Source organism: Parazoarcus sp. PS-13 R2A, assembly GCF_057621855.1.
Map to the genome: position 1 here is coordinate 1 of NZ_JBYEXN010000034.1, position 14,540 is coordinate 14,540.

19 protein-coding genes are annotated in these 14,540 nt (G+C 63.0%); 9 read left to right on the forward strand and 10 right to left on the reverse strand.

Annotation, left to right across the window (positions count from 1 at the left end; all coding sequences use genetic code 11):
* Positions 1-54: 54 nt before the first annotated feature.
* Positions 55-681, reverse strand: coding sequence for a c-type cytochrome (locus AC22G6_RS20735; protein WP_108951050.1), 627 nt, complete (start codon positions 679-681; stop codon positions 55-57).
* A gap of 120 nt (positions 682-801) precedes the next feature.
* Between AC22G6_RS20735 and yihA the strand changes: the two genes are divergently transcribed.
* Both yihA and hemB read left to right on the forward strand, forming a co-directional pair.
* Positions 802-1,464 (forward strand): ribosome biogenesis GTP-binding protein YihA/YsxC, encoded by a 663-nt coding sequence (gene yihA, locus AC22G6_RS20740; RefSeq protein ID WP_487368355.1) that lies wholly within the window; start codon positions 802-804, stop codon positions 1,462-1,464.
* 194 nt (positions 1,465-1,658) lie between these two features.
* Positions 1,659-2,675, forward strand: a complete 1,017-nt coding sequence (gene hemB / locus AC22G6_RS20745; protein WP_487368356.1) for a porphobilinogen synthase — start codon at positions 1,659-1,661, stop codon at positions 2,673-2,675.
* Positions 2,676-2,693: 18 nt separating this feature from the next.
* On the opposite strand, the gene AC22G6_RS20750 is transcribed toward hemB, so the two are convergent.
* Genes AC22G6_RS20750 through bioB form a run of 3 tightly spaced genes read right to left on the reverse strand, consistent with a single transcriptional unit; the run spans position 2,694 to position 5,282 of the window.
* Positions 2,694-3,341, reverse strand: coding sequence for a pyrimidine 5'-nucleotidase (locus AC22G6_RS20750; RefSeq protein WP_108951052.1), 648 nt, complete (start codon positions 3,339-3,341; stop codon positions 2,694-2,696).
* 20 nt (positions 3,342-3,361) lie between these two features.
* Entirely contained in the window at positions 3,362-4,285 is a 924-nt protein-coding gene (locus AC22G6_RS20755; RefSeq protein ID WP_487368357.1) for a methyltransferase domain-containing protein, read from the reverse strand.
* Positions 4,286-4,292: 7 nt separating this feature from the next.
* Positions 4,293-5,282, reverse strand: coding sequence for a biotin synthase BioB (bioB, locus tag AC22G6_RS20760; protein ID WP_487368358.1), 990 nt, complete (start codon positions 5,280-5,282; stop codon positions 4,293-4,295).
* Between the two features lie 58 nt (positions 5,283-5,340).
* Between bioB and AC22G6_RS20765 the strand changes: the two genes are divergently transcribed.
* Positions 5,341-6,045 carry a ComF family protein gene (locus tag AC22G6_RS20765; protein WP_487368359.1) on the forward strand — a complete coding sequence of 235 codons (705 nt, stop codon included), beginning with the start codon at positions 5,341-5,343 and terminating at the stop codon, positions 6,043-6,045.
* 35 nt (positions 6,046-6,080) lie between these two features.
* Positions 6,081-6,545 carry a tRNA (cytidine(34)-2'-O)-methyltransferase gene (locus tag AC22G6_RS20770; RefSeq protein WP_487368360.1) on the forward strand — a complete coding sequence of 155 codons (465 nt, stop codon included), beginning with the start codon at positions 6,081-6,083 and terminating at the stop codon, positions 6,543-6,545.
* 45 nt (positions 6,546-6,590) lie between these two features.
* Here AC22G6_RS20770 and AC22G6_RS20775 read toward each other — a convergent pair whose 3' ends face one another.
* Genes AC22G6_RS20775 through AC22G6_RS20800 form a run of 6 tightly spaced genes read right to left on the reverse strand, consistent with a single transcriptional unit; the run spans position 6,591 to position 9,574 of the window.
* Positions 6,591-7,574 carry an NAD(P)H-dependent glycerol-3-phosphate dehydrogenase gene (locus AC22G6_RS20775; protein ID WP_487368361.1) on the reverse strand — a complete coding sequence of 328 codons (984 nt, stop codon included), beginning with the start codon at positions 7,572-7,574 and terminating at the stop codon, positions 6,591-6,593.
* 5 nt (positions 7,575-7,579) lie between these two features.
* Positions 7,580-8,026 (reverse strand): SH3 domain-containing protein, encoded by a 447-nt coding sequence (locus tag AC22G6_RS20780; RefSeq protein ID WP_108973461.1) that lies wholly within the window; start codon positions 8,024-8,026, stop codon positions 7,580-7,582.
* Between the two features lie 10 nt (positions 8,027-8,036).
* A complete protein-coding gene (secB, locus tag AC22G6_RS20785; RefSeq protein WP_108951059.1) occupies positions 8,037-8,495 on the reverse strand; it encodes a protein-export chaperone SecB in 459 nt (152 codons plus the stop codon).
* A gap of 33 nt (positions 8,496-8,528) precedes the next feature.
* A complete protein-coding gene (gene grxC / locus AC22G6_RS20790; protein WP_487368362.1) occupies positions 8,529-8,798 on the reverse strand; it encodes a glutaredoxin 3 in 270 nt (89 codons plus the stop codon).
* A gap of 2 nt (positions 8,799-8,800) precedes the next feature.
* Complete coding sequence (locus tag AC22G6_RS20795) at positions 8,801-9,217, reverse strand: rhodanese-like domain-containing protein (RefSeq protein ID WP_487368363.1); 417 nt, start codon at positions 9,215-9,217, stop codon at positions 8,801-8,803.
* Positions 9,218-9,238: 21 nt separating this feature from the next.
* Positions 9,239-9,574, reverse strand: coding sequence for an ArsR/SmtB family transcription factor (locus tag AC22G6_RS20800; RefSeq protein WP_108951062.1), 336 nt, complete (start codon positions 9,572-9,574; stop codon positions 9,239-9,241).
* 126 nt (positions 9,575-9,700) lie between these two features.
* Here AC22G6_RS20800 and gpmA point away from each other — a divergent pair, with 126 nt between their 5' ends.
* From gpmA to AC22G6_RS20825, 5 genes are all read left to right on the forward strand, one after another.
* Positions 9,701-10,450: a 2,3-diphosphoglycerate-dependent phosphoglycerate mutase gene (gene gpmA / locus AC22G6_RS20805; RefSeq protein WP_108951063.1), complete on the forward strand. Its 750-nt coding sequence runs from the start codon at positions 9,701-9,703 to the stop codon at positions 10,448-10,450.
* Between the two features lie 10 nt (positions 10,451-10,460).
* Positions 10,461-11,813 (forward strand): murein hydrolase activator EnvC family protein, encoded by a 1,353-nt coding sequence (locus AC22G6_RS20810; protein WP_487368364.1) that lies wholly within the window; start codon positions 10,461-10,463, stop codon positions 11,811-11,813.
* 57 nt (positions 11,814-11,870) lie between these two features.
* Positions 11,871-13,250 carry a S41 family peptidase gene (locus AC22G6_RS20815; protein ID WP_487368365.1) on the forward strand — a complete coding sequence of 460 codons (1,380 nt, stop codon included), beginning with the start codon at positions 11,871-11,873 and terminating at the stop codon, positions 13,248-13,250.
* Positions 13,251-13,273: 23 nt separating this feature from the next.
* Complete coding sequence (locus AC22G6_RS20820; protein ID WP_487368366.1) at positions 13,274-13,723, forward strand: hypothetical protein; 450 nt, start codon at positions 13,274-13,276, stop codon at positions 13,721-13,723.
* 62 nt (positions 13,724-13,785) lie between these two features.
* On the forward strand, positions 13,786-14,535 hold the full coding sequence (locus tag AC22G6_RS20825) for a HesA/MoeB/ThiF family protein (RefSeq protein ID WP_108951066.1): 750 nt from the start codon (positions 13,786-13,788) through the stop codon (positions 14,533-14,535).
* Positions 14,536-14,540 lie beyond the last annotated feature (5 nt).

Here is a 14,540-nt window from a genome sequence, read left to right on the forward strand (position 1 = left end):
AGGAACAAAAAAAGGGTGGCCGCAGCCACCCTTTCCTGTTCGTGCGAACTGGGCTTAGCGCAGGCCGGCTGCGTAGTCGGCCACAGCCTTCATCTCCTTGTCGGTCATCTTCAACGCGATCATGCGCATCATCGAGTTGGGGTCGTTTGCACGGGCGCCGTCACGGAAGTTCTTCAGCTGGGCTTCAGTGTAGTCGGCAAACTGACCCGCGAGCGCAGGGTACTGGGCAGGCAGGCCGGCACCGGCAGGGCCATGACAGGCTGCACAGGCGGGAACGCCCTTGGATGCGATGCCTGCACGCCAGATGTGCTGACCGGCGTTGAGGGTGTCGAGGTTCTTGGCGGCTTCGGGCTGCAGCGTCTGTGAGGAGAAGTACTCCGCCAGTGCTTTCATGTCGGCCACGTCGAGACCGGCGACCATGGCGCCCATCACTGCGTTTTCACGCGCAGGCGGCTTTCCGTCCCAGCTCTTGAATTCTTGCAGTTGCTTGAACAGGTACTCGGAGTGCTGGCCAGCGAGCTTCGGGTTTGCCGGAAGCTGGCTGTTGCCGTCCGCCATGTGACAGCCTGCACAGATCGTCTCAGCGGTCTGTTTTGCCTTGGCCAGGTCGGGTGCCTGATCCTGAGCTTGGAGGCTGCCTGCGACCAGCAGCAGCGAGAGCAGCAGGGAACGCTTGATCATGATGTCCTCGGAAAGCCGTGAGTGAATGCCCTAAAACGCGGTATTCTATATCACGAAACCCTCGTTGCGCGACGCGAAGAGGGTTTTTACCCAGCCCAACGGCCTTTGAGCCCTTCTTCGATGCCCATCTTCCGCAACGCACAATTCGAAATTTCGATCGCCAAGCCCTCGGGGCTTCCCCCGCCCAACGGTTCGGAGATCGCTTTTGCCGGCCGCTCCAACGCTGGCAAATCGAGTGCGATCAACACGCTAGCGGGTCATGTTCGTCTGGCCTACGTCTCCAAGACGCCCGGGCGGACGCAGCTGCTCAACTTTTTCCGTCTCAATTGCGGCGCCTGTCTGGTCGACCTGCCGGGCTATGGTTATGCCGCAGTTCCCGAGAAGATCCGCCGCGAATGGGGCGGGCTGATCGAAACGTATCTGAAAGAGCGCGAGAACCTGATCGGACTGGTGCTGATGATGGATTCGCGCCGTCCGATGACCGAGCTCGACCGCCAGATGATCGGCTGGTTCGCGCCGTCGGGCAGGCCCATCCATGTGCTGCTGACGAAGAGCGACAAGCTCTCGCGCGGACCGGCCAATGCGACCCTGATCGCGGTGCGCAAGGAGCTCGCGGCCTATGGCCCGCAAGTAACCGCGCAGCTCTTCTCCAGTCTGAAGAAAACCGGTGTCGAGGAGTGCGAACGCATCGTCACCGGCTGGCTCGGGATGAACGAGCTGGCGCCGGACGCTGCGCTGCCCGCGGGTGAAGTGGCGGGTACAAAAACAAAAACCCCCGGCTAAGGGGGAGGCCGGGGGTGAAAAGCCTCGATAGGGTCGAGGCCCCGCTCAGGGAGGTGAAGCGGGAGATGGTTCATCACCATCTGCGGTGTGAGATGGTCCCCCAGGCGTGAAGTTCCCGGCCGAAAACGTTACCGTATGTGTTTAGTCCGATCGATTGCGTCGATCGCTTTTTCATGACTTCTGACGGACTCGAAATGCAAGCCAATCCGAACTTTCCATCCACCCGCATGCGGCGCATGCGGCGTGACGACTTCTCGCGTCGTCTGATGCGCGAGAATGTGCTGACAGCAAACGACCTCATTTATCCGGTGTTTGTCCTCGAGGGCGAAGCTGTGGTCGAACCGGTATCGTCGATGCCCGGTGTTTCGCGGGTGTCGCTCGACGGTCTGCTGCGACTGGCCGAGGAGGCACAGAGCCTGGGCGTGCCGGCGCTGGCACTGTTCCCGGTGGTTGGCGCCGACAAGAAGAGCGAGGGCGCCGAAGAAGCCTGGAACCCGGACGGCCTGGTGCCGCGGGTAGTGCAGGCGCTGAAGGCGAACTTCCCGGATCTTGGCGTGATCACCGACGTCGCGCTCGACCCCTACACCAGTCACGGCCAGGACGGACTGATCGACCCGGCGGATCCGCGGGGCTATGTCCTCAACGACGAGACGCTCGAAGCGCTCGCAAAGCAGGCGCTGTGCCATGCCCAGGCCGGGGCCGACGTCGTTGCACCATCCGACATGATGGATGGTCGGGTGGCGCGCATTCGGGCAAAGCTCGATGAAGATCAGCGTATCTACACCCGTATCCTTGCCTATTCGGCGAAGTACGCATCCAGTTTCTACGGTCCTTTCCGGGACGCAGTGGGCTCGGCCGGCAACCTCGGCAAGGGCAACAAGTACACGTACCAGATGGATCCCGCGAACAGCGATGAGGCCATCCGCGAGGTTGCACTCGATATCGCCGAGGGTGCGGACATGTACATGGTCAAGCCAGGCATGCCTTATCTCGATATCGTGCGTCGGGTGAAGACCGAACTGCAGGTGCCGACCTACGTGTATCAGGTGAGTGGCGAATACGCCATGCTCAAGGCCGCTGCGGCCAACGGCTGGCTGGATGAGAAGGCGTGTGCAATGGAGGCGCTGGTGGCCTTCAAGCGCGCGGGTGCCGACGGCATCCTGACCTACTTCGCGCTCGACGCTGCACGCTGGCTGCGCGCCGGCGACTGATCGCCTCTGTTTGCGGGTTCAGCCGAGCAGGCTGCCCGCAGCACGTCTCAGTTTGAGGATGGAACGGATCTTCACGTCAACATAGGCGGGGTGACGGCTGCCGCCACCCACGAGGACGGTGCGCATGCCCAGCTGGCGCGCGGTACGCAGATTGGCCGCGGTGTCTTCGACCATGATGCAGCGACGGGGGTCGAGGCGGTAACGGCGGATGATCTGCCGGTACGCAGCCATGCCCGGCTTGGGCTGCATGTTCAGTGATTCGATGGCGACCACGTCGTCGAATATGTTGCGGATGCCCATGATGCCGAGCACGTTCTCGGCATATCTGCGCGGGGCGTTCGAGAACACGATTTTCCGCCCCGGCAGTTTCTTCAGCATGCCTTTCAGGGCGCGGTCGAACACCATCATTTTGTGCAGGCGATCGAAGCTGTGGGTCTCGCTCAGGAAGTGGTGAGGGTCGGTCGCGTGATGGCGCATGAGCCCGAGCAGCGTTGCACCGTACTGATGCCAGTAACGGGTTCGCAGTGCGTTGGCCTCGTCCGCACTCAGCGCGAGGTGGCGCTCGAGATAGGCCGTCATGCTGCGGTTGATGTGCGGGAAGATGTGCGGGCTGGCATTGTGCAGCGTGTTGTCGAGGTCGAACAGCCAGACTGGGGCGGAGGTCATCAGAGCATCGTCCTTGGTGATCAGCTCGACGAACTGTCGGTCTGCCGCGGACGGAACTGGATCACAGCCCTGCCGTCCTCGGTGGTTTTTGCAGGGGCTTTCCATGCGTGCCCCTGGATGACCTCGAAGGTGGCCGGCAGGCGACCTTCGGTACGGAGTTTTTCGTAGTGCGCCCGTGCAGCCGCCCAGCCGTCGCGGCCGCTGAGGCCTCGCGGGCGTGAGCTGGCAGCGTTGTTTCCGCCGCTGGCGCGCAGATCGCTGAGCAGGCCGTCGACATCGTTGTAGGTCAGGGTCAGCATCTCCATGTCCATGACCGGGTCCGAAAAACCGGCCTTGACCAGCACGTCACCGATGTCATGCATGTCGATGAAGCGGTGCACCCTTTCGCCGGCCTGATCGGGCAGCGCTTCGCGCAGCTCGCGCAGCGTGTCGGGGCCGAGACTGGAGAACATCAGCAGGCCACCCACTTCAAGAACCCGGTGCGCTTCCTGCAGCGCAGGCAGGGGGTCGTGCAGCCCCGGCAGCATCAGGTTGGACCACGCCAGCGAGACGCTCGCGCGCGGCAGTGGAAGGGCGTTCGCGTCTGCCGCGACCACCGGCGTGCCATGCGGTGAAGAGCCGATCAGGCGCCCCAGCAGGCGCCGCGCCGTGCCGCTTTGCGGCGTGGTGCGGCGGCGGCATTGCTCGAGCATCGGGAGCGAGAAGTCGAGACCGATGAGCGCGGCTTCGGGGAATCGCGCAGCAAGTTTCAGTAGGTCGCTGCCGGTGCCGCAGCCAAGGTCGACGACGCGTTTGGGCGAGATCCGGATGTAGTCGAGGCGCTCGTCCATGCGTCGGGCGATCTCGCGTGCGAGAACGTCGGCGCTGTCATAGCGTGCAGCCGCGCGGTCGAAGCGCTGCCTGAGCAGTCGATGGTCGAGCTGGAAGTCTTGATCCTGCGCCACTGGTGCTTCAGATCGCCTGCAGACCGAGGCGAACGAAGAGCTGTTCGTCGTGATCGGCGCCGGGGTTGTCGGTGGTCAGCAGGCGTTCGCCGTAGAAGATCGAGTTGGCTCCAGCCATGAAGCACAGGGCCTGAAGCTCGTCGTTCATTTCCTGGCGGCCAGCGGACAGGCGTACGAAGCTGGTGGGCATGGTGATGCGCGCGGCGGCGACAGTGCGGACGAACTCGAAGGGGTCGAGCTTGCTGCCATCGGCCAGCGGGGTGCCCGGAATCTGCACGAGATTGTTGATGGGGACCGACTCCGGCGGCGGATTCATGTTTGCCAGCTGGGCAATCAGTCCCGCGCGACCGGTTTGTGTCTCTCCGAGGCCGATGATGCCGCCGGAGCAGACGTTGATGCCCGCGCCGCGTACCTTGTCGAGGGTGTCGAGGCGGTCCTGAAGCGTGTGGGTGGTGATGACTTCGGCGTAGAACTCGGGTGCGGTATCCACGTTGTGGTTGTAGTAGTCGAGCCCGGCCTCCGCGAGTTGCGCTGCCTGGCCCTCGCCGAGCATGCCCAGGGTGACGCAGGTTTCGAGTCCGAGCTTTTTCACCTCGCGCACCATTTCCAGTACCGGGACAAGGTCCTTGTCCTTGGGGCCGCGCCAGGCTGCACCCATGCAGAAACGCGAGGAGCCCTTGGCTTTAGCGGCGCGGGCATGTTCGAGCACTTCCTCGACCGGCATCAGGCGTTCGCGTTCGAGGCCGGTGTCGTAGCGGGCGGACTGCGAACAGTATCCACAGTCCTCGGAGCAGCCGCCGGTCTTGATCGACAGCAGGGTGGAACGCTGAACCTGTCCCGCGGTAAAGTGTTCGCGGTGGACCTGTTGCGCACGGTACATGAGGTCCATGAACGGCATGTCGAACAGCGCCTGCACCTCGGCAACGCTCCATCTCGCGTCAGAGGGCAGGGCTGGAGCAGGCTTTCGGGCGAACTGGATGGTTGATGTACTTGTCATGCCTCTTGGTCCACGCTGTAATCCGGTAACCCGGCATCTTCGTTCACGGCGCGAAAACTTGTCAAATACCCATCGAAGTCTGCAGCAACTTCTCAACCATGTACTTGATGTGGTGATGCCGCAGGATTGTTACCTGTGCGGTGCGCGTTCGGACGGGCAGCCCGTGTGCCCCGAGTGCCATGCGGGGCTGCCGTTTCATCGCGCGGCGTCGTGTCCGGTGTGTGCGCTGCCGACGACGGAGGGCGAGGTGTGCGGTCATTGCCTGCGCACGCCTCCCGCGTTCGACGCCACGCGTGTGGCCTTCGACTATGTGTTTCCCCTCGATGTGCTGGTGCAGGCGCTGAAGTACCGGCACAAGCTCGCGCTGGCGGGCTACTTTGCCGACGCACTCGGGCTGCCCCGGGAGGTTGATCTGATCGTGCCGATGCCACTGCATCCCATGCGTCTTGCCGAACGCGGCTTCAATCAGGCGGTAGAGATCGCGCGCCCGTTGGCTGGCGCCACAGGGTTGCCGATGGCCCTCGCCGGTCTGGCGCGAGTGCGCAACACGCCGGCTCAGGCGAGTCTCGGCCGTGCCGAAAGGGCCGCCAACATGCGGGGGGCCTTCGAGTGCTCCCTGCGCCTCGACGGGCAGGCCGTGGTGGTGGTCGATGACGTCATGACCACCGGCGCATCGCTGGATGAGGTCGCGAGATGCCTCAAGGCCTGTGGCGCGGTACGGGTCGAAAATCTGGTGGTCGCCCGCACACCGGCACCGCTCTGAGCTAGAGTGCGCGCTTTGCCACTGCTGACTGAGCAATGTTCGACATCGTCCTGTTCGAGCCCGAGATCCCTCCGAATACGGGCAATATCATCCGCCTCACCGCAAACACGGGCGCCAGGTTGCATCTGGTCGAGCCGCTGGGCTTCGATCTGAGCGACAAGCAGCTTGCGCGTGCGGGGCTGGATTACCACGATCTCGCGCATGTTACGGTTCATCCGGACTGGGATTCATGCATGGCGACCTTTGCCGGGCGGCGGATCTTTGCGCTGAGCACACGCGGAACGGTGCGGCACGATCACATCGGGTATGCGCCGGGAGATGTGCTTGTGTTCGGGCCGGAAAGTCGCGGCCTGCCTGAGCAGGTGCTGCATTCCGTGCCGGCCGGGCAGCGCCTGCGAGTTCCGATGCGTCCGGCAAACCGGAGCATCAACCTGTCGAACGCGGTGGCGGTGGTGGTCTACGAAGGGTGGCGCCAGCTCGGCTTCGAGGGAGCCGTCTGAGCGCTGCAGCGCACGGCGCGCACCAGGTGCCCGCCGTTGCCGGTCCTATTCGTGCTTTGGATCGCGGGCGAGGAGTTGTTCGACCACTTCGCGCGCCACATGGCCCTCGTGCAGGAGGGCATTTACGGCCGAGCAGATCGGCATGTCAACGCCGACGCGTTCTGCCATGGCCGTCACTTCGCGCGCGGTGGACACGCCTTCTGCGACGTGGCCCAGATCGCGCAGAATGTCATCCAGCGTCTTGCCTTCGGCCAGCGCAAGGCCAACCCGGCGATTGCGTGAGAGGTCGCCGGTACATGTGAGAATGAGGTCGCCCATGCCGGCCAGCCCCATCAGGGTTTCCGGTTTGCCACCAAGCGCTTCGGCGAGGCGTGCGATCTCTGCGAGGCCGCGGGTAATCAGGGCTGCCCGTGCATTCAGGCCGAAACCCATGCCGTCGGACACACCGGAAGCAATGGCCATCACGTTCTTGATTGCGCCGCCGATCTCGCAGCCAATGACGTCGGTGTTGGCGTAAAGGCGCAGCAGTGGTTGATGAAGGCAATTCACCCAGTGGCTGGCAAATTCCGGGTCGGCAGAGGCGATGGTGACTGCTGCAGGCAGTCCGCGTGCGACCTCGGCGGCGAAGCTTGGACCGGTCAGCACGCCGCAGGGTGCATCGGCCCCGAGCTCTTCGAATACGATTTCGTGCGGGAGCCTGGCGCTGCCCGCTTCCAGTCCCTTGCATGCCCAGATCAGCGGCGTGTCGGGCTTGAGGCGGTGCAGGGCGCGCGTGGTGCTGCGCAGGCCTGACAACGGGGTGACGACCAGATGCAGGTCCGCACTGCGTGCCGCTGCGTCGAAATCGCTCGTTAGCTGCAATTCCGGATGAAGCGGGAGTCCGGGCAGATAGCGGCGGTTTTCGCGGTCCGCGCGCAGGGCTTCGATATGGGCAGCGTCGCGGGCCCACAGGGTGACCTGATGGGTATCTGCAAAGGCTTGCGCGAGTGCCGTTCCCCAGGCACCGGCGCCGAATACCGAAATTTGCATCTGATTCAAAGCCCCCAGACTTCGTTTACACGGAGGTATCCGCTGGCGCCGTCCGCATGGCGCACCTTGATCCAGCCGGCCACAGGGGCTTCGGTGAGTTCAAGGACTGCATCCTTGACGGTGATGAAGGCCGCGGGGGCTGTGTCATTGGCTTGCTGACGAACGGATGTCTGCGCCACATTCACGATGACGGTCCGTTTGTCGGCAAGCGCGCGGCGATCTATCCACGACAGACCTCCCGCCGGATCGCGCACCTTGACCCACTTGTCGAGCGACACGACCATTTCGACCGGCGTGCCGGCGAGGATGATCGCGAGTTTCCTGCCCTTGTCCGACGGCGTGTCGTACAGAATCGACGGTGCTGCAACCGAACGGAATTCGATGGCGAGGCTGGCGGTGCTCGCCAGCGTCAGGGCAAGGGCGAGCGCGAGTTTGAGGGGACGGGAGCGCATTTGCGACGACTTACTGAACCGGCACTTCGCCAGCCGGAGCCTGTTGCTGCTGACGGGACTGGTACAGTGCTTCGAAGTTGACCGGTGCCAGCAGCACGGGCTGGAAACCTGCACGGGTGACCGCGTCAGAGACGGCTTCGCGTGCGTACGGGAAGAGGATGTTCGGGCAGCCGATCATCATGACGGGCTCGAGATCGCCTTCCGGGATGTTGCGGATCTGGAATACGCCGGCCTGTGCAACCTCGACCAGGAATACCGAACGGTCTTCACCGATCTTTGCTGCAACGGTCACGGTCAGAACGACTTCGTACAGCCCTTCGTCGACTGCATTGCCATCGGTGCGAAGTTGAACGTTGATCTGGGGCGTGTCGCGCTCAAGGAAGATCTGCGGTGCGTTGGGCACCTCGAGGGAGAGGTCCTTGACGTAGACTTTTTCGATGGAGAAGACGGGTTGCGCGTTTTCGGTCATGTAAGTTGCCTGATTCGGTTGGAATTTAATGGGTCAGCTTGTGCTGCCGTCGAGCATGGATACCAGCGATCCCGCCTGATCCAGCGCGTAGAGATCGTCACAGCCGCCGACATGGTAGTCGCCAATGAAGATTTGCGGAACCGTGCGTCGCCCGGTGATCTGCATCATCTCGGCACGTTTGGCAGGGTCGCCATCCACGTTGAACTTGATCATGTCGGTCACGCCGCGTGCGAGCAGCAACTGTTCGGCGCGGGCGCAGAAGGGGCAATAGCTGCTCGTATAGATGCGGACTTCGGGCTGCATGCTCACTTCCTCTTCTTGCTCACGGGCTGCCCGGCCTTTTCCCATTCGATGAGGCCGCCGCGCAGGTTGTACAGTTTTTCGAAGCCGGCCTTTTTCAGCGTCGCCAGCGCCGAGCCCGAGCGAGCGCCGGTGGCGCAGCACAGGATGATCGGACGGCTCTTGAACTTGTCGAGTTCGGATGCACGACGGGCAATTTCCGCCATGGGAAGGTGACGTGCATTGGGGATATGACCCTTGCCGTACTCGCCCTGATCGCGAACGTCCACGACGATGGCGTCTTCGCGGTTGATCAGCATCGTGGCTTCGGTCGGGCTGACCAGGGTCTTGTTGCCCTGGTTGCGAACGAAGTCGAACAGTAGCCAGCCGCCCGAGACGGCTGCAAGTGCGGCCCAGGCCAGGTTTTGTTGCAGGAATTCCACGAAATCGTTGCTCCGGAGTTGTTACTTGTTGGATTGCGTGGGGGCGACGCCACAGAAGACTTCGCGCATGAGCACGATCAACTGCAGCGTGCGCTGGTCGCCCACGCGGTAATAGACGCGATTGGCGTCCTTGCGGGTTTGCAGGACACCCTTGTCGCGCAGGATGGCGAGGTGCTGCGAAATGTTGCTCTGGGAAGTGCCCACGGCTTCGACGATGTCCTGTACGCACACCTCTTCGCTGCCGAGGATGCACAGAATCTTGAGCCGCAACGGGTGCGCGATCGCTTTCAGCGCCCGGGCAGCCGTTTCGATGTGTTCATGCTTGTCGATCAGCTCGAAGATGTCTTGATTAATCACTTGAGGGCCGGATGGGCAAAACCAATAGTATAAAATAACGCGTTGTTGTCTAGCGCGCCATCTCTGTGTCGTGCCAGCAGTGTATCTGTATTGCAGTTTTCAACCCTTACCGGACACCGACTTTCTATGTACAAAATCGTTCTGCTTCGACATGGTGAATCAACCTGGAACAAGGAAAACCGCTTTACCGGGTGGACCGATGTCGATCTCACCGAGCAAGGGGTGGGAGAAGCACGCGTTGCGGGCCAGTTGCTGAAGGATGAGGGATACGCTTTCGATCTCGCATTCACCTCCGTGCTCAAGCGCGCGAACAAGACGCTCAACATCGTGCTCGAAGAGCTCGATTCGCTGTGGCTGCCGGTCGAGCACTCATGGCGCCTGAACGAGCGCCACTACGGCGCACTGCAGGGGCTGAACAAGGCCGAGACCGCGGCCCAGTACGGCGACGAGCAGGTGCTGGTATGGCGCCGCTCCTACGATACGCCGCCGGCACCGCTGGAAGAGGGCGATGCGCGCCTGAACTACGACGATCCCCGGTATGCGTCGCTGCCGCGTGCGCGTTTCCCCCGTACCGAATGTCTGCAGGACACCGTAGCCCGTGTCGTGCCCTACTGGGAAACCGTGATCGTGCCGCAGATTCTCGCCGGCCGCCGCATCCTGGTCGCCGCCCACGGCAACAGCCTGCGTGCGCTGATCAAGTACCTCGACAACATCTCCGATGCAGATATCGTCGGCCTCAACATCCCCACCGCGCAGCCGCTGGTGTACGAGCTCGACGTCAATCTGAAGCCGGTCAAGAGCTACTACCTTGCCGACGAAGACACCATCCGCGCCGCTCAGGCTGCGGTTGCCGGACAGGGCAAGGCAAAGGTCTGAAACCTCTCTCGTGACAAACGCTTGTGGTCGTGCCGCCCTGCGGGGCGTTCTGGTGCTGATGCTGGCAGGCATGCTCCTGCCCGGGAGCGCGCTTGCGCAGGCGACGGTCGAGATCAAGGAGAAGCGTTCCGACCTGGACGACCTCAAGCAGCGGATCCGCGATCTGCAGAAGGACATGGCTCAGACCGAGGCCACCCGTTCGGGCGCGGCCACGGCGCTTGCCGAAGCCGAGCGGGCCGTGTCGAAGGCGGAGCGCGATGTCCGTCGCCTGGCCGCAGAGCGCGCTTCCTCCGAGAAGAAGCTCGCGATGCTTGAGGCCGAGCAGCGCGAGGTCGAGGCCCGCATCGGTGCGCGCCAGGGAGAACTCGCGGAATGGCTGCGGCGGCACTACATGTTCGGTGCTGCCGATGGCGTTGCGCCGCTGCTGTCGGCGCGCGACCCCAATCAGCTCGCGCGTGACGCGCACTATCTCGAGTATCTGGGGCGCGCACGCCTCGAACTCATTGATGGTTTGCGCAGCGACCTGCGTAACAAGGCCGAGCGTGCAGTCGAGATTTCATCCCGTCGCGATCGCCTGACGCAGCTTGAAGCCGAGCAGCGTGCGCAGCAGGCATCGCTCAAGGCGGTGCATGAGAAGCGTCGCGAAGCACTTGCCGAGATTGCAAGCCAGCTTACGTCGCAGCGCAAGGAAGTCAGTGCGCTCAAGGCTGACGAGCAGCGGTTGTCGCGCCTCATCGAAACCCTGGCTCAACGGGCCCGTGAAGCGGCGGCGCGTCAGGCCGCAGCGCGCGCGGCCGAGGCCCGCAGGGCGGCTGCCGCTGCGGCCGCGGCGGAGCAACAACAGGCCGCATCATCATCCTCATCCGAGCGGCGTCCGTCGCGTCCGACGGCGTCCTCTTCACGTCATTCCGAGCCGGTCGTCGGCGAAGTGCGCAAGTCAGCCGGCCCCACGCCGACAGGTGTCAGCTTCGGACAGCTGCGTGGTCAGCTGCGTTTTCCTGTTCGTGGAGAACTCATCGGACGCTTCGGTGCTCAAAGGGCTGAGGGTGGAACGACCTGGAAGGGCGTTTTCATCCGTGCAGCCAGCGGTGCCGAAGTGCGCGCAGTTGCGGCCGGCGAGGTGGTGTTTTCCGACTGGTTGCGTGGCTACGGCAATCTGCTGATTCTTGACCACGGTGGAGATTATCTTTCCGTGTATGGCAACAACGATGCATTGCTCAAAGTCGTCGGTGACAAGGTGGCTGGCGGCGATGCGATTGCCAGTGTGGGGGTGAGCGGAGGCGGCCCGGAATCGGGTTTATACTTCGAAGTCCGTCATCAGGGACGGGCACTCGACCCCCTGCAGTGGGTGCGGCTTAACTAGATTCAGATTCAGGCGCGGCCGAGGGGTCGCGCTGGCATATTCCCCGATGGAGTGCTCATGCCCAGCAGCAAGTTGAAACAATTCGGGCTCGTAATGACCGGCGTCGTCGCCGGTGTAATGATCAGCCTGAACTTCTCCGCCAATGCCGACAAGACCGCGCTGGCGCCGCTTCCCGTCGAGGAGCTGCGTGCGTTCGCCGATGTCTTCAATGCCATCAAGCAGGGCTATGTCGAGCCGGTCGATGACAAGAAGCTGGTCACGCATGCGATCAGCGGAATGCTGAGCGGGCTCGATCCGCATTCGGCCTACCTCGACGCAGAGGCGTTCAAGGATCTGCAGGTGGGGACTCAGGGCGAGTTTGGCGGCCTGGGCATCGAAGTCGGGATGGAAGATGGCTTCGTCAAGGTGGTGTCGCCCATCGAGGACACACCGGCCTTCCGCGCAGGTGTGAAGGCAGGGGACCTGATCGTCAAACTCGACGATACGCCGGTGAAGGGCATGAGCCTTAACGATGCGGTCAAGCGCATGCGCGGCAAGCCCAAGACCGACATCACCCTGACCATCATGCGCAAGGGCGAAGTCAGGCCGGTCATCGTCACCCTCACGCGTGAAGTGATCAAGGTCCAGAGCGTCAAGTCGAAGGTCGTCGAGCCCGGCTATGGTTACCTGCGCGTCGCGCAGTTCCAGGAGAACACCGCGAGCTCGGTCGTGACGCACCTGCAGAAGCTGGCCAAGGATGGCGAACTCAAGGGGCTGGTGCTCGATCTGCGCAACGATCCGGGCGGCCTGCTGCACGGTGCGGTCGGTGTGGCGGCGGCTTTCCTGCCGGTCAATACCCTGGTGGTGTCGACCGACGGACGTACAGAGGATGCCAAGCGCGAGTTCCGTGCATCGAGCGACGACTACCTGCGCGGTTCGCGGGACGACTTCCTGCGCGCGCTGCCGAAGTGGGCGCGAGATGTGCCCATGGTGGTGCTGGTCAATGGTGGCTCGGCCTCTGCGTCGGAGATCGTTGCGGGTGCGCTGCAGGACCACAAGCGTGCCGTGATCATGGGAACCCAGAGCTTTGGCAAGGGCTCGGTGCAGACCATCCTGCCGCTGAACAATACGACGGCGATCAAGCTCACCACGGCGCGTTACTACACGCCGAGTGGCCGATCGATCCAGGCCAAGGGTATCGAGCCCGATATCGTGGTCGAAGAATCCACCAACGGCTCGGCCAAGCGGATTCGCGAAGCCGACCTCGACGGTCATCTCGGCAACGATCGTGATCCGGAGGCCGAGCGCAAGGCGCGCGAGGCGCAGGATGCGCAGGGTGCTGATGAGGACGAGGCCGCTCAGGCTGCGCGTTTCGAGCAGGCCGGCAAGGACGACTATCAGCTTGGTCAGGCGATCAATCTTCTCAAGGGCCTCCAGATCGTCCAGAATAAAAAATAATCCATGAGACAGGGAGGGGTGTGATGCGACGTGAAACCGCCTACAAGCTTGCCGGCAGGCGTCACGACCATCCCGTTGCCGGGTCGGGGATGGAGAAGCACCGCGAGTTGCGCTTCAAGAAGCTGCCGCCGGGTCAGGTTGAGCAGGCGCGTCGGGCGCTGAGCATGCTGAAGGGGCTGGACGTCGAGGTGGGAGAGGGGGATTACGCGCTGGTTGTGCGTTATTCAGTCCTCGACTACAGCCTGGAGTCACTCGAAGAAGCGTTGCGCGAGGCCGGTTTCGCGCTGGACAACACGCTGTATTCGAAGCTCGTGCGGGCGCTGGTCTATTTCTGTGAGGAAACCCAGCGTCACAACCTGGTCTCACCCGAACGCCTGCTGAAGAAGTCCAACGAGGTCTACATCCAGGCCTGGGATCACCATGCGCATGGTGATCACGACGAAACGCCCCCTGACTTGCGTGAGTACAAGTAAGGGCGTTTTCCAATCCCTCGTGCGGGCTGCCATGTGTGGCCCTTTTTCTTGTGTGCTCTGCCATGAATGACGATCAGCTACTGCGCTACAGCCGGCATATCCTGCTTCCGGAAATCGGTGTCGAAGGTCAGGAGGCCATTCTCGGCGCGCGTGTCCTCGTGATCGGGGCTGGTGGCCTGGGGTCGCCCGCTGCGATGTATCTTGCCGCGGCCGGTGTCGGCACGCTGGTGCTTGCAGATGGCGATACAGTGGATCTGACCAACCTGCAGCGCCAGATCCTGCATAGCGCAGAGGGCGTAGGGCGGCTCAAGGTCGAGTCCGGACGCGATACGCTGCACCGCCTCAACCCCCTTGCCCAAGTCGAGATCCTGCCGTTCCGCCTTGAGGGCGATGCGCTCGACGCGCAGATTGCTGCGGCTGATGTCGTGCTCGATTGTTGCGATAACTTCGCGACCCGTCATGCCGTCAATCGGGCCTGCGTCAAGCATCGCAAGCCCCTGGTGTCGGGCGCGGCAATCCGCTTCGACGGTCAGGTGTCGGTGTTTGATCTGCGCAATGCCGAGAGTGCCTGCTATCACTGCCTGTTCCCGGAAGGCGAATCGCTCGAAGAGGTCCGCTGTGCCGTGATGGGCGTGTTTGCGCCGCTGGTGGGCATTATCGGCTCCACCCAGGCGGCCGAGGCGCTCAAGCTGATCGCTGGCTGCGGAACCTCGCTCGATGGTCGTCTGCTGCTGCTGGACGGCCTCGGAATGGAGTGGCGCAGCGTGTCGCTCGGGCGTGATCCCGGTTGCGCGGTGTGCGGGGCGCGCTAGGCGCG

Bases quoted from the DNA above. Each gene is read 5' to 3' on its own strand.
- AC22G6_RS20735 (WP_108951050.1), bottom strand. From the start codon at position 681: ATGATCAAGCGTTCCCTGCTGCTCTCGCTGCTGCTGGTCGCAGGCAGC.
- yihA (WP_487368355.1), top strand. From the start codon at position 802: ATGCCCATCTTCCGCAACGCACAATTCGAAATTTCGATCGCCAAGCCC.
- hemB (WP_487368356.1), top strand. From the start codon at position 1,659: ATGCAAGCCAATCCGAACTTTCCATCCACCCGCATGCGGCGCATGCGG.
- AC22G6_RS20750 (WP_108951052.1), bottom strand. From the start codon at position 3,341: ATGACCTCCGCCCCAGTCTGGCTGTTCGACCTCGACAACACGCTGCAC.
- bioB (WP_487368358.1), bottom strand. From the start codon at position 5,282: ATGACAAGTACATCAACCATCCAGTTCGCCCGAAAGCCTGCTCCAGCC.
- AC22G6_RS20770 (WP_487368360.1), top strand. From the start codon at position 6,081: ATGTTCGACATCGTCCTGTTCGAGCCCGAGATCCCTCCGAATACGGGC.
- AC22G6_RS20775 (WP_487368361.1), bottom strand. From the start codon at position 7,574: ATGCAAATTTCGGTATTCGGCGCCGGTGCCTGGGGAACGGCACTCGCG.
- AC22G6_RS20780 (WP_108973461.1), bottom strand. From the start codon at position 8,026: ATGCGCTCCCGTCCCCTCAAACTCGCGCTCGCCCTTGCCCTGACGCTG.
- secB (WP_108951059.1), bottom strand. From the start codon at position 8,495: ATGACCGAAAACGCGCAACCCGTCTTCTCCATCGAAAAAGTCTACGTC.
- grxC (WP_487368362.1), bottom strand. From the start codon at position 8,798: ATGCAGCCCGAAGTCCGCATCTATACGAGCAGCTATTGCCCCTTCTGC.
- gpmA (WP_108951063.1), top strand. From the start codon at position 9,701: ATGTACAAAATCGTTCTGCTTCGACATGGTGAATCAACCTGGAACAAG.
- AC22G6_RS20815 (WP_487368365.1), top strand. From the start codon at position 11,871: ATGCCCAGCAGCAAGTTGAAACAATTCGGGCTCGTAATGACCGGCGTC.
- AC22G6_RS20820 (WP_487368366.1), top strand. From the start codon at position 13,274: ATGCGACGTGAAACCGCCTACAAGCTTGCCGGCAGGCGTCACGACCAT.
- AC22G6_RS20825 (WP_108951066.1), top strand. From the start codon at position 13,786: ATGAATGACGATCAGCTACTGCGCTACAGCCGGCATATCCTGCTTCCG.